The organism is Sulfurimonas paralvinellae (assembly GCF_014905135.1).
Lineage (GTDB): Bacteria > Campylobacterota > Campylobacteria > Campylobacterales > Sulfurimonadaceae > Sulfurimonas > Sulfurimonas paralvinellae.
In genome coordinates, this window is record NZ_CP041406.1 from 377,995 (window position 1) to 391,513 (window position 13,519).

Consider the following 13,519-nt stretch of genomic DNA (forward strand, 5'->3'; position numbering starts at 1 on the left):
ATAAAATTGAGTAAAAAAGCAATTTTAGTAATTACAGACGGCATAGGATTTTGTGCAAAGACAGAGCATAACGCCTTTTACAATGCCAAGAAGCCGACATATGACAAACTTTTTAGTGAAGTCCCGCACTCGTTGATAGATACTTTTGGCTTAAGTGTCGGTCTTCCTGAAGGGCAGATGGGAAATTCTGAAGTAGGGCATATGAGTATAGGAAGCGGTCGTGTTTTGTATCAAGACCTTGTTAAAATTTCTTTGGCGCTGCAAGAGGGAACGCTGGAGTCCAATGAAGTCTTGCAGGAACTGTTTTCAAAAAGTGACAGACTGCATCTCATTGGACTCATGAGTGACGGCGGTGTACATTCGCATATAGACCATTTTATGGGCATAGCCGATATTGCTGCAAAAAACGGTAAAAAAGTTTTTTTGCATCTCATTACAGACGGACGTGATGTTTCTCCGACTTCAGCAGAGCGTTATATGGAAAAAGTAAAAGAGCATTTGAATGACAATGTCACTATCGCGACCATTGCGGGACGTTTTTATGCAATGGACAGAGATAACCGTTGGGAAAGAGTAAAACGTGCGTATGATGCCATCGTCAATGCTGAGCCAAAAACAGAGATGTCTGCAGAGGTTTACATAGGACATTCGTATGCACAGGGAGAGACAGATGAATTTGTCGAACCTACGGCATTTGAAGAGTACGACGGTATGCAGGATGGAGATGCTGTACTTACTGTAAACTTTAGAAGTGACAGAATGCGTGAGATGGTGACGGCTCTGGCATCAGATGAATTTTCGGAATTTGAGCGTAAAGATATAAAAGTACATTTGGCAACGATCACAGAGTATGACAAGAGCTTCAGCTATCCGGTGCTCTTTAAAAAAGAACCGCCGAAAAATACGCTTGCAGAAGTTATATCCAATGCCAATCTTCGACAGCTTCACACGGCAGAGACTGAAAAATATGCACATGTGACATTCTTTTTAAACGGCGGTATAGATGAGCCTTATGAAAATGAAACACGGGTGCTTATTCCTTCTCCGGATGTAAAAACATACGACATGAAACCGGAGATGAGCGCTCATGAAGTCGGGGAAGCGGTACTTGCTGCAATGGATGAGAATTATGACTTTATTGTTGTCAACTTTGCAAACGGAGATATGGTTGGTCACACAGGTGACTTTGAAGCGGCAAAAAAAGCTGTTGAAGCCGTTGATGCAGAACTTGGTCGCATCTGGGAAAAGGCAAAAGAGCATGACTACGCTTTTGTTTTGACTTCTGATCATGGAAACTGTGAAGAGATGAGAGATGAAGAGGGCAATATGCTGACAAATCACACAGTTGGAAAAGTATGGTGTTTCGTTGATGCGGATGGCGTTGAAAAAGTCGATAACGGCGGACTCAATAACATTGCACCGACAGTTTTAAAATTAATGGATTTAGAGATTCCATCTGAGATGGATCATAGTCTTATATAATAATAGAATCAAAAATTAAGGGAGATTAGTAAAGTAATGAAGTTTTCAGGAAAAAATGTTTTAGTAACAGGTGCAAGTCGCGGAATCGGTGCAGAGATAGCAAAAGTTTTGGCAGGATATGGTCTTAAAGTATGGGTTAATTACAGAAGCGGAGCTGCTGAGGCGGATGCTGTTAAAGAGGCTATAGAAGCTGCAGGCGGTGAAGCTGCAGTTATCGGTTTTGATGTAAGTGACGAGGCAGCATTTATTGATGCTGTCAAAACTATCATTGACAGTGACGGCGAGCTTTCTTATCTTGTCAACAATGCGGGCATTACAAATGACAAGCTTGTACTCCGTATGAAAACAGAAGATTTTATGTCAGTAATCAATGCAAATCTTACTTCTACATTTATTGGTTGTCGTGAGTTTTTTAAAGGGGCTAGAAAGAAAAAATTTGGTTCCGTTGTGAACATCGCTTCAATTGTCGGTGAAACAGGAAACGGCGGGCAGACAAACTATGCAGCAAGCAAGGGTGGTGTAATTGCTATGACAAAATCATTTGCAATAGAAGCGGCAACAAGCGGCATCCGTTATAATACGGTTACACCGGGATTTATTGCAACAGAGATGACAGAAGTACTTAGTGACGAGGTCAAAAAAAGTTTTACAGACAAGATTCCAATGAACCGTTTTGGCAACCCGTCTGAAGTTGCAGAAGCGACAGCTTTTTTACTTTCAGACAGTGCTTCATACATTACCGGAGAGACACTCAAAGTAAACGGCGGCATGAATATGGCGTAGTGTTTATCTAAAATTAAGTTGGTGTTTCCAATTCAATTAAGATAAATATGATATAATTACGAGATTTTAAACTTAAAGACAGGAGCTATAATGGCACTTTTAGACGATATTAAAGAAGTAGTAGTTGAACAACTAAGCGTGAGCCCAGATGAGGTGAAAGAAGATTCAAAATTTGTAGAAGATTTAGGTGCAGATAGCCTTGATGTTGTAGAATTAGTAATGGCTCTTGAAGAAAAATTCGATATCGAAATTCCTGATGATGAAGCTGAAAAGATTCAAACAGTTCAAGACGTTGTTAACTATATAGAAAACAAATAGTAACAATTTACTTATCTGAGGAGTTCAATCTTCTCGGAAGTAAATATTTTTAGTAGTTAATTTACTAATTAATTTTTAAAAGTATTTTATATTTTATGGAGAGTGTATAAATGAAAAGAGTAGTAGTAACAGGTCTTGGTATGATCAATTCTGTAGGACATGATAAAGAAAGCGCATTTAAAGCAATATGCGAAGGTGAGTGTGGGATAGATACTATTACTCTTTTTGATCCGTCTGCATTTAGTGCACAGATTGCAGGTGAAGTAAAAGATTTTGATCCGGCAACGGTAATGCCGGCTAAAGAAGTCAAAAAAGCTGACAGATTTATTCATCTTGGTCTCAAAGCTGCACAGGAAGCAATGGCTGATGCCGCTATACCTGAAGATACAGATATGGAAAGATTCGGTATCTCTGCCGGTTCAGGGATTGGTGGACTTCCTTCAATCGAGAAAAATTCAGTTATCTTAGATGCTCGCGGTCCAAGACGTATCTCTCCGTTTTTTATTCCTGGAGCATTAGTAAATATGCTTGGTGGATTCGTTTCGATTGAACACGGAACAAAAGGTCCTAACCTATCTTCTGTAACTGCCTGTGCTGCAGGAACACATGCTATCAATGAAGCTGTAAAAACAATCATGCTCGGTGGTGCTGATAAAATGCTTGTTGTTACTGCAGAATCAGCAATTACCGGTGTCGGTGTCGGTGGATTTGCTGCTATGAAAGCACTTTCAACAAGAAATGATGACCCAAAACACGCATCTCGTCCATTTGATGCAGATCGTGACGGTTTTGTTATGGGTGAAGGTGCAGCTGCACTTGTTTTGGAGACATACGAAGATGCTGTGGCACGTGGTGCAAATATCTATGGTGAAATTATCGGGTTTGGTGAAAGCGGTGACGCAAATCACATTACTACGCCATCACTTGACGGCCCTGCACGTGCAATGAAAGCTGCATATAAAATGGCAGGTGAACCAAAACTTGACTATGTAAATGCACACGGGACATCGACACCTATCAATGATAAAAATGAAACATTGGCACTCAAAGAGCTTTTAGGCGGTAAAGAGAACTGTCCTCCGATGAGTTCTATTAAAGGTCAGATCGGTCACTGTCTTGGTGCTGCCGGTGGAATCGAAGCGGTAACATCTTTGATGGCTATAAGAGATGGAATCATTCCTCCAACAATCAACTATGAAACACCTGATGAAAACTGTGATCTTGATTATGTAACGGAAGGTGCGAGAAAAGCCGACTTGAATGTTGTTATGTCTAACTCATTTGGATTTGGTGGAACTAACGGCGTTGTCATTTTCAAAAAAATCTAAGAAGGATCTGATTTGGCTACATACTTAGACTTTGAATATAAGATTAAATTTATTCAAGAAGACATTATCTCTGCACAGGTTCGTCATGATCACGCAGCTGTTGAAGAGTTAAAAAAGAAACTAGACAAAGAAGTTGAAAAGATATATAAAAATCTTTCAGACTTCCAAAAATTACAGCTTGCACGTCATCTTGATCGTCCATATGCACTTGATTATATTAATCTTATTATGAAAGATAAGTATGAGATCCACGGAGACAGACACTTCCGCGATGATGCTGCTATTATCTGCTATATGGGTTATATCGGTGATGAAAAAGTTGTCGTTATCGGTGAGCAAAAAGGGCGCGGTACAAAAAACAAGCTCAAGCGTAATTTCGGTATGCCGCATCCGGAAGGGTACCGTAAAGCGTTGCGTGCTGCAAAACTTGCTGAGAAGTTCAATCTGCCGCTTTTAATGCTTATTGACACTCCGGGTGCATATCCTGGAATCGGTGCAGAAGAGAGAAACCAATCTGAAGCGATTGCACGAAACCTTTTGGAATTGGCTGAACTCAAAACGCCTACAATCTCTGTAGTTATCGGAGAAGGTGGTTCAGGTGGGGCTCTTGCCATTGGTGTTGCCGATAAATTTGCAATGATGCGTTACTCTATCTTTAGTGTTATTTCTCCAGAAGGTTGTGCGGCAATTTTATGGAATGATCCTAAAAAAGTCGAAACTGCGACAAATGCGCTTAAAATCACATCACAGGATCTTATGGATCTTGATCTTATCGATGATATCATCAATGAGCCTCTAATCGGTGCTCACCGCGAGAAAGAAGCTGCTGCCGCTGCGATAGCTGATTACTTTTTAAAAGAAGTAAAAGAGCTTAAAGCGATGAGTGAGGAAGAGCGTATGGATGTAAGATATAAAAAACTTACAAAGCCGGGTGCTTTTGCAGAACTAGAAACACTACCACAGGCATAATTGCCTAATGTAACTCCTGACTCTCTTTAAGAGGGTCAAACTTCGGCCTTTTAAGCCGTTTTGCCTCTTTAGAAAATTTAATCAAATCTTCTACCGTTTCAATATTTTCATCCAAATGTTCCAAAGATAGTAAAAAAAGTCCGTAGGTTGTCAGGACATCGCTCATTGCACGATGATGTGTTGCATTTGGATTGAGTTTAAGTGCATCATTGAGGTAAGAAAGCGCATAGCGATAGGATACTATTGTCCTCTCTGCAAGAGCGAGTGAACAGAGACTTCTGTTAAGCAATGGTTCAAGACCTATCTTTTGCATACTTTTTGAAATGAACATATAATCAAATTTGACATCGTGGGCGACAAAAATGGCATTGCCTAAAAAGAGTTTGAACTTTTGAAGTACATATTCAAGTTGTGGAGCATCTTTTGTATCTTCGGCTTTGATGCCTGTGATCTCTGTGATGTGGGGATTTATCTCTTTTGTGTAAACTAAACTTTCAAAGCGGTCAATTATTTTGCCGGCCTTTACTTTCACAGCAGCAAGTTCTATAATCTGATGCTTTTCTATTTTTGAACCGTTTGTCTCTATGTCAACGATGCAAAATTCTGCTTCTTTTAGTGGAACAAATGCAGTGTCGAAGTAGTAATATCCCTGATGTTTGACTACATTGAGCCCTTGTGCCCGCCAAAGCTCCAAAGAGAGTTCAAGTTCATGTTCAAGCTGGTCTTTGAGGGTTTTTAAGGAGAGCCCGCGTGAGGCAAGCCGTGAGATGCTTTTTGCGTCAAGGTTTATATTGTTAGTGAGCATTAAAGATAAAATCCTTTACTTTCTGTGCATCCTTTATACCATGTGCTTTTTCAACACCGCTGCTGACATCGACACCATAGAACCCATACTCTTTTAGTTGTGATACATTCTCAGGGTTTAATCCGCCGGCAAGAATGATTTTTGAGCAGTCAATACCGTCAAACCACTCAATATTGATGCGTTTACCCGCACCGCCGTAAGATTCACAGTAGGCATCAACAAGTCTGTACTCATCGGCATATTTAAGGATATCTTCTTTTATTTTTGCACGAACTACTTTAATATGTGGTGTTTTGAGGGCTTCATATAAAGTCTTCTCTGCGTCAAAATGAATCTGTGCCAATGTCGCTCCGGTTTCTTGACAGACAGTGTCAATGCTGTTTGCATCTGCATTGACAAAAAGGGCGACTTTTTCAACAAAAGGAGGCAGTTTTTTGATGATTGTCTTTGCATCGGATGGAGTAAGGTAACGGGGGGATTTCTCATAAAAAACAAAACCAAGCGCATCTGCACCGGCTTTGATTGCCGTCATGGCATCTTCGTAGGATGTAATACCGCAGATTTTAGTTCGCATTAGATTTGCAGGCTTTTTATTGCTTGGGCACGGTCTTTATGTTTGAAGACGTAGCTACCGGCAACAACGACGTCCACACCTGCATCTTTAAGTGCTTTTATATTTTGGTCACTCACGCCGCCATCGACTTCTATGAGGCATTTTGGATTTAAACGTTTACGCATTTCATCGAGCTTCATAGCTTTTGGAATGACGGTATCGATAAAGCTCTGCCCGCCAAAACCGGGATTAACACTCATAAGCAGTACCATATCGAGGTCACCTAAAATATACTCCAACTCTTCGGGAATTGTATTTGGATTTAAAACAATTGAGGGCTTAATGCCATATGAGCGGATTTTTTGAATAAGTCTGTGCGGATGTTTTTCTTCTTCGATATGAAAAGAGATATATTCCGGTTTGAGCGGAGCAAAAAGGTCTACGAAAAAAGTGTTGTTCTCGACCATCAAATGAATGTCTAAAGGTTTTGTTGCCGCTTTTGCAACTGCTGAAACGACAACCGGTCCGATTGTAAGGTTGGGTACGAAGTGTCCGTCCATAACGTCAACGTGGACTAAGTCACAGCCACTCTCACAAATCTCAGCAACATCACGTGCAAGATTACCAAAATCGGCAGATAAAATACTTGGGGCAACTTTCATCATAAAAAAATCCTTATTATGAATGCAATTATAGTGCGATGTAACTTTTATCTAGTTAAGAAGAACAAAAACTTGTCGTCGTTGAAGTTCAGATCAACTTGAACACCTTTTTTATCCTGTGCTATTTCCAGCAGACTATCCACATTTGGATAAGTTCTTGGCAGTGTGATGTCAACATTGATGTTCTCATCAGAAAGAAGTGTTTTGACTTTTCCGCCGACGATGTTGACAAGCTCAGCTAAAGTGTCCAAGATAAGTTCCTGATCTTCTGTGTTTTCACCAATTAACAGCTCACAGGCTTTTTTAGCGATTCCTATAGGGAAGACAAGTATGACCATCCCGTCAATATCGCCATAGAAACCTATGGAACTTGCTATTTTATCTTCTTTAGAGGCTATTTCAATTTTATCGATCTTTACGGCCTCTTTGGCCGCTTTTGAATTTGTCATCATCTCAATAGTGGCAACTGTGGCATCAATAAAGTTCGGTATCTCGGTGACTATCTCTTTGTTGAGCATGCGTTTGTTTTTAATGGCTGCTGCAGAAGAAGCACCAAGTTCTTCCAAGAGCTCTTTGTCACCAAGAATGTCGTCCATCTGCTCAAAGAACATGATACCGGCATCTTCGAGTGTCTCTTTAAAGGAAAGTGGTGTCTTTTCAAAAGTCATACCTACAAAGCAGATAGTTGCATTGTATTCAGCAGCTGAAGATGCAAGTCTTGAAAAGAAGTTGAGCGCATGAACATTCATGCTGACAACTTTATAGGCATCAAATATAAAGAGTCTGAAGCCTACATTTAAAGAGTTGTTGTGATAGGCGATATTAAAGGTATTGCCTATCTCTGCGTCCAAGAAGGATGATACAGTATATATGATGGCATTGCCCGTTACTCGTGTGGCAACTTTCTGTCCCATCTGCCCTAGAAAAGTATCGTCAATAATGACATCATAGGCATTTTCAGCTTGTGCTTTTTCCAAAAACTCCTCTTTTGTCTGTGCTACAATAGGGTTATGTCCGTTATCATGCAATTCTATTGCCATCGCAGCACGTTGGGATTTGTCATCGCTGTAGAGCAGGACATTTTTACTCTGGTTCTTAAAGCTTGAAGCAAAAAGTGTTGCAATCTCTTGTGTTTTAAAGAGAGAGAACATCAGTTCTTCTTTGTAGAATTTGATGATCGTGTTATACTTTTTTGTATCATAATCACAAAAACCGACGACGATGTGATTGGCGGTTCTTACTTTTTGAAACATTTTTACAAAAGCATCAAGCCCGTTTCGATTGAAGAAGATGACTTTTTTCAAAGAGACCATAATCATGTCCGCATTAAGATGAACAGTCGCTTCGATGTCTTCGATGCTTAAAAGAGAGGCACTTGACGTTCCGTCGAGAAAACCTTGTGGATGAAAAACTCCGACACCATCTTTAACTACCGCTCTCATGCTATCTCCATTATATTTGCAAAATCATCATATATGTCTGAGACATACTCTATCTGAAAATCAACAAAGTCGTTTAGTCCGGCTTCAATGAACTCTGCCTTTGAAAGTGTAAAGAAGAGCAGCAGATGCATCCATTTGCCAAGTTCATTTATCGCATCATCTTCGGCCGGCTTGACACCGCTTGCAGCCTGTATGATCTGTGCAATTTTCTTATCCATCTCCCATTTTTTGGATATTTGTTCACAGATATCGAAGAGATCCATACTGCAGAGTCTTTTTAAAATGGTATTAAAGTCGATATTGTGCACGCTTCGCAGCAGTTTTACGTCATTTATCTTTTGGCTGAAAAGTGCTTCGGAGACAATAATGCTCGCAGGAAGCAAAGAGACGGCACTCTCTATCTCTTTATCATTGATGTCAAGATGTTGCAGAATTTTTTGCCATCCTACCGATAATTCTGCTTGAAGATCATTAAAAGAGCTTCTGTTAAGTTTAAAAAGCTGCCATTTTGCGGGAGAGAGCAGTGTGACCATATAGTTATATACCGCCTGTTGGGAGCGTGACACACCAAGAATACCAAAGATTTGTGCAACATCGCTCACTTCACTTCTAAAACCGTAAATAGGCTTGTTCACAAGATTTTTCAGATAACTGCTCAGCGCTTTGTCCTCTTTTGCCGCAAGTGCAGCCTTTGGCAGGTCACCTGCATTTAAGGCAAAGATTGTCTCACGCAATGCTTTGGGAGAGGGTGGAATTTTTTCTATAAATGCGTCAATTTGTTCTTGTGTTATCAAAATACATACTTTGTGTTAAATATTGTATATTTTAGCTATAGTTGTATAAAAGAAATATAAAACAGTTTAGGAATTGGCTTAAGTTGCAGTTTTGCTTTGTTTTGGTACAATTCGCAACTTTAAAATATCATTCAAGGATACTCAAATGGCAAGAAGATGTGCTATTAGCGGCAAAGGCCCTATGAGTGGGAACAATGTTTCTCATGCAAAAAACAGAACAAAGCGTCGTTTTTTATTAAACCTAAGAACAGTGCGTATCACATTAGAAGATGGTACAACGAAAAAAATTAAGATTTCTGCAAGAGAATTACGCACACTTAAGAAAAATTCGTAAACTTCAGGAATTCATTTGAATCTTTTAGAAAGGATTCGTAAATTCCTCAATTGGGAGATTGCTCCCAAACCAGATAAAAAACTTCTTCCGGAAGTTTACCCGCACTTAAAAGCTTTCCGCTTACCTCTCATACTTACTGTAATTGTCATGCTCGCCGGAACTATAGGTTATGTGCTTATAGATCATTTTACGATCATGGATGCAATTTATCAAACAGCAATTACATTCACGACTGTAGGTTTTGGTGAGATTGCTCCTATTTCAGACGCAGGCAGAATTTTTACGATCAACTTGATTATTGCAGGGTTCGCTGTTTTCTCCAGTGCTGTAGGTATCTTAGTTGCGGAGATAAATAAAGGGCATATCGTTGCCGTATTAAAGGAGCGAAGAATGTTATATAAAATAGCAAGGCTCAAAAAACACTTTGTTGTCTGTTACCATAACGACTACACTATCGAGGTGACAAAACAGTTGCGTAAAAACCATATTCCGTTTGTTGTGATCGATCCGAGAGAGGAGATACATGCATGGGCAGCGGAATATAAATATCCTCAGTACCTTCAAGCAGAGCCTCACGCAGAGCTTGCCATGCTTAAAGCACATCTTGCCTCTGCAAAAGGTTTGATTACGCTCTCAAGCTCTATTGCAGACAACATCGCTTTAATAGCGTCGGTGCGACTTTTTGAAAAGGAGCACTTTTTACCGCGCCCATACTACGTCATCTCTGCTGCAGAGACAATGAGTGATGTAGAAAAACTGAAAAAACTCGGAGCTGATACAGTGGTAAGTCCGACAAAACTGACAGCGCAGCGTGTCAGTGCCATGGCGGCACGTCCAGATATGGAGAACCTGCTTGAAGAGTTTTTGTATAAAAGTGACAATCCTCTGGATATGCAGGAGATTGTAGTACCGCGTTATTCATGGGCTGTTTTGAAAAAACTCAAAGAGACGCATATCCGTGAGATAGCCAATACTTCCATTGTCGGTATATCGAAAAAAGACGGTAAGTTCGTCAGTATGCCAAAAGGGGACACACTGATAACGAGTGAATCGAAGCTTTTAGTGATAGGAACGCAAGAGGGCATCAAAATAACAAAAGATCTCTTAGGAAAAAGAGTGAAACCCAAGGAGTTGAAATTTGTATAAATTAATAGAAGTAAAGAGCGGCGTCTGTTCTGCTGAAGGTTTTTTCGCTGATGGTGTAAGTGCCGGTCTTAAAAATGGCGGTGCTAAAGATATGGCATTTATCTACTCAAAAGAGCCATGCGAGATAGCCTCTGTTTTTACGACAAACAAAATGGCAGCGGCTCCGATAAAGCACTTTAAAGCAAAAGGTGCTTTCAAAACGAACTTTGTTCTCATTAACTCTAAAAATGCTAATGCGATGACGGGAAGTGCAGGTGTAGAGGATATCAATGAGATTTTAGACACTTTGCCTGAATGTGCTCTCAATCCAGTTATGAGTTCAACCGGTGTTATCGGTGTAAGGATTCCAAAAGAGAAGATTATTGCAGGTGCAAAACTTTTTAACTTAAGTCAAAAAGAGCCTCACGCAGCGGCAGAAGCCATTATGACGACAGACAGCTTTTCCAAAGAGAAAGCATTCAGGGTCGATCTTGCAGACGGAAGCAGTTTTCACATAGGGGCAATGGCAAAAGGTGCAGGCATGATAAACCCTGCTATGGCCACTATGCTCTGTTTTATAACGACTGATGCCAAAGTTTCAAAAGATGAGATGCAGGCAATTCTTAGCAAAACAACTATAACAACATTTAATGCGGCAAGCGTTGACGGTGACACTTCGACGAACGACACCGTTATGTTGTTAAGTAATGCCCAGTCAGGTGCGTACGATGCAGCGGCTTTTGAAGAAGCACTCCATAAAATCATGAAATTCTTAGCACGTGAGATGGTACGTGACGGCGAAGGTGCTACAAAACTCGTTACATACAATGTTACGGGTGCAAAAGATGACAAAGAAGCTGAGATAGTTGCCAAAGCACTTTCAAACTCTCTACTTGTTAAAACTGCTCTTTACGGTGAAGATCCAAACTGGGGAAGAATCGCTTCTACCGTTGGTGCAAGTGGAGCTGAAGCATACGAGGAAAAATTGACAATATCTTTTGATGATCTCTGCGTCTATAAACAGGGTAAACTTTTCTTTGATGAGGCCATGGAAGCCAAAGCAGCAGAAGTGATGAAAAAAGATACTTTCACTATCTCATGCGATCTTGGCATCGCAGACGGCTCTTTTGAAGCCTACGGCTGTGATCTAGGACACAGATATGTGGAGATAAATGCAGATTACAGAACGTAATCTGTGTAATTAAAAAAGTTGTAGTTGTTCCCTAACCTCTTATTTTTCTTATTTTCGCTGGTTTTTACGGAGCGTAGCGGAGTAAAAATCCAGTGCAGCGATTTGTTATGTATTTTCTGTCTCTGGGAGAAATTGTTTCCATTGTTCTTTGACATAGTCAACGAACCCGTCTACTCCCTGTGCTTGACACACGGAAGCTAATTCACGGCCTACTTGTGTGAGCAAAACTTTTCCGATTATAAGTTTATTATTTTCCTCATTTTTCATGAGCAATGGCAATGGCTGTCCATAATAAGAGACAGTGAATTTTTTTGGCAAACCTTGCCGGATAAATCCAGAAAGGTCATTAAACTGAATGAGGCCAATGCTGTCTAAATGACTCAAAGTGCTAAAGTTGATTCCGATATCATTGTAAATGGAAGCTTGAGTATCAAATATTAATGGGGTGAAGTCGCCAAATATCCAACCAAAACGGCATATTGCCACAAATAGCTCTGCATCTTTTTTGTCTAGGTCTCCAAGAAAGTTTACTGTTCTTTTCGAGTAGCTTCCGGGTGAGTTGGATTCACCAGCTAAAACACTTGCCCATAGATCTTGCATTTCAGAATCAGAAACGATTCGTGATTTGTCAAAAAAGTTTGTGACCCAATCATCATCCATCTTGCTGGGATCTGACTTATCCTCTAGCTTAGGGAAAGCTTTCTTTGTTATCTGCTCCATGTTCTCTTGACGATTTGCTTCTTCTTCAACAAACCGGTGCATTGCGCGGTGATGTAAATCAGTAATTTCAATTTCTGATTTTGCTTTTATTAGATTTGCTTCAGCTTCTGCCTTGGCAACCCGTTTTGTTTGCCATGGTTCAAAAACACCACCGATTGCACTCGAAACTTTCTTTATCAATGTATCGGCAGGCTTGGATAGCTTTCCAAGATTTACGATAGACATGGAGTTGTCATCTGCCATTTTGTCTCCTTACATAACTATTTATTCAAGGAACACTTTATCACAAAATCTCTTAAAATCAACAAATAAAGAAACATCTCAAATGTTTCATATTTGTATAAAAATATGAAACATTAAAATAAAACTGGTTTGCTTTTAAAGAAATGATTATTATGCTTAAAAAGAAGATGTCCTTTTAAGCCTGATATATTAATTAAAAGGATAAAGTTTTGACTTCATGAACAGTAATTTAGGTTTATTTACTGATAATCTTTCTTAAACTCCACATATCTTCTTGCAGAGGCATAAAGCTCATCGACTTCTTCTTGCGTGAGCTCACGCAGGACTTTGGCAGGAGAGCCTACGATGAGACTGCGTGGGGGGAACTTTTTGTTCTTGGTCACTAGTGCTCCCGCACCCACTATGCTCTCTTTGCCTATGACAGCACCGTCTAGAATTGTGGCACTCATGCCGATTAGGCAGGCATCTTCTAAGGTACATCCATGCAACATAACACGATGTCCTACTGTTACATCGTTTCCGATAACGGTAGGGTTTCCTGTGGATTTATCATCGTTTTTATAGTGGGTGACATGGATCATAGAGAGGTCTTGAACATTTGTTCTGTCTCCGATGGAGATGTAGTGCACATCACCGCGAACGACACAGCCAAACCAGATGGAACAATCCTTTCCTATGCTGACGTCGCCGATGACATCAGCTGAAGGAGCTATCCATGTAGCTTCTTTGACACTTGGTATTGTATCTTTAAACTTATGAATCATCTTCT

At 40.1% G+C, this 13,519-nt stretch carries 15 protein-coding genes; 8 read left to right on the plus strand and 7 right to left on the minus strand.

The genetic code is table 11. The features are described from left to right. Positions 1 to 6: 6 nt before the first annotated feature. From gpmI to accA, 5 genes are all read left to right on the plus strand, one after another. Positions 7 to 1,482 carry a 2,3-bisphosphoglycerate-independent phosphoglycerate mutase gene (gene gpmI, locus FM071_RS02090; protein ID WP_193111387.1) on the plus strand — a complete coding sequence of 492 codons (1,476 nt, stop codon included), beginning with the start codon at positions 7 to 9 and terminating at the stop codon, positions 1,480 to 1,482. Between the two features lie 36 nt (positions 1,483 to 1,518). Further along, positions 1,519 to 2,265, plus strand: a complete 747-nt coding sequence (gene fabG, locus FM071_RS02095) for a 3-oxoacyl-ACP reductase FabG (protein WP_193111388.1) — start codon at positions 1,519 to 1,521, stop codon at positions 2,263 to 2,265. 90 nt (positions 2,266 to 2,355) lie between these two features. After that, entirely contained in the window at positions 2,356 to 2,583 is a 228-nt protein-coding gene (gene acpP / locus FM071_RS02100; protein ID WP_193111389.1) for an acyl carrier protein, read from the plus strand. A gap of 110 nt (positions 2,584 to 2,693) precedes the next feature. Further along, entirely contained in the window at positions 2,694 to 3,911 is a 1,218-nt protein-coding gene (locus tag FM071_RS02105) for a beta-ketoacyl-ACP synthase II (RefSeq protein ID WP_193111390.1), read from the plus strand. A 12-nt stretch (positions 3,912 to 3,923) separates the two neighbouring features. Continuing rightward, complete coding sequence (gene accA, locus FM071_RS02110; protein ID WP_193111391.1) at positions 3,924 to 4,880, plus strand: acetyl-CoA carboxylase carboxyl transferase subunit alpha; 957 nt, start codon at positions 3,924 to 3,926, stop codon at positions 4,878 to 4,880. A 4-nt stretch (positions 4,881 to 4,884) separates the two neighbouring features. Here the strand turns inward: accA and FM071_RS02115 are convergent, their stop codons facing one another. The 5 genes from FM071_RS02115 to FM071_RS02135 are packed head-to-tail and all read right to left on the minus strand — an operon-like array spanning position 4,885 to position 9,136. Beyond that, entirely contained in the window at positions 4,885 to 5,685 is an 801-nt protein-coding gene (locus tag FM071_RS02115) for a 3'-5' exonuclease (protein ID WP_193111392.1), read from the minus strand. Beyond that, on the minus strand, positions 5,675 to 6,259 hold the full coding sequence (locus FM071_RS02120; RefSeq protein WP_193111393.1) for a phosphoribosylanthranilate isomerase: 585 nt from the start codon (positions 6,257 to 6,259) through the stop codon (positions 5,675 to 5,677). Before FM071_RS02120 ends, FM071_RS02115 begins: the two co-directional genes overlap by 11 nt. After that, positions 6,259 to 6,900, minus strand: coding sequence for a ribulose-phosphate 3-epimerase (gene rpe / locus FM071_RS02125; RefSeq protein ID WP_193112000.1), 642 nt, complete (start codon positions 6,898 to 6,900; stop codon positions 6,259 to 6,261). The genes FM071_RS02120 and rpe overlap by 1 nt, the downstream gene beginning before the upstream one ends. A gap of 47 nt (positions 6,901 to 6,947) precedes the next feature. Then, on the minus strand, positions 6,948 to 8,342 hold the full coding sequence (locus FM071_RS02130; RefSeq protein ID WP_193111394.1) for a chemotaxis protein CheX: 1,395 nt from the start codon (positions 8,340 to 8,342) through the stop codon (positions 6,948 to 6,950). Continuing rightward, positions 8,339 to 9,136 (minus strand): HDOD domain-containing protein, encoded by a 798-nt coding sequence (locus FM071_RS02135; RefSeq protein ID WP_193111395.1) that lies wholly within the window; start codon positions 9,134 to 9,136, stop codon positions 8,339 to 8,341. Before FM071_RS02135 ends, FM071_RS02130 begins: the two co-directional genes overlap by 4 nt. Positions 9,137 to 9,281: 145 nt before the next feature. Between FM071_RS02135 and rpmB the strand changes: the two genes are divergently transcribed. The 3 genes from rpmB to argJ are packed head-to-tail and all read left to right on the plus strand — an operon-like array spanning position 9,282 to position 11,787. Beyond that, on the plus strand, positions 9,282 to 9,470 hold the full coding sequence (rpmB, locus tag FM071_RS02140; RefSeq protein WP_013326380.1) for a 50S ribosomal protein L28: 189 nt from the start codon (positions 9,282 to 9,284) through the stop codon (positions 9,468 to 9,470). A gap of 15 nt (positions 9,471 to 9,485) precedes the next feature. Then, positions 9,486 to 10,616 (plus strand): potassium channel family protein, encoded by a 1,131-nt coding sequence (locus FM071_RS02145; RefSeq protein ID WP_193111396.1) that lies wholly within the window; start codon positions 9,486 to 9,488, stop codon positions 10,614 to 10,616. Next, positions 10,609 to 11,787: a bifunctional glutamate N-acetyltransferase/amino-acid acetyltransferase ArgJ gene (gene argJ / locus FM071_RS02150; RefSeq protein WP_193111397.1), complete on the plus strand. Its 1,179-nt coding sequence runs from the start codon at positions 10,609 to 10,611 to the stop codon at positions 11,785 to 11,787. Before FM071_RS02145 ends, argJ begins: the two co-directional genes overlap by 8 nt. 105 nt (positions 11,788 to 11,892) lie before the next feature. Here argJ and FM071_RS02155 read toward each other — a convergent pair whose 3' ends face one another. After that, positions 11,893 to 12,750 (minus strand): DUF2806 domain-containing protein, encoded by an 858-nt coding sequence (locus tag FM071_RS02155; RefSeq protein WP_193111398.1) that lies wholly within the window; start codon positions 12,748 to 12,750, stop codon positions 11,893 to 11,895. Positions 12,751 to 12,989: 239 nt separating this feature from the next. Then, positions 12,990 to 13,514, minus strand: a complete 525-nt coding sequence (locus FM071_RS02160) for a gamma carbonic anhydrase family protein (RefSeq protein WP_193111399.1) — start codon at positions 13,512 to 13,514, stop codon at positions 12,990 to 12,992. Positions 13,515 to 13,519: the final 5 nt, after the last annotated feature.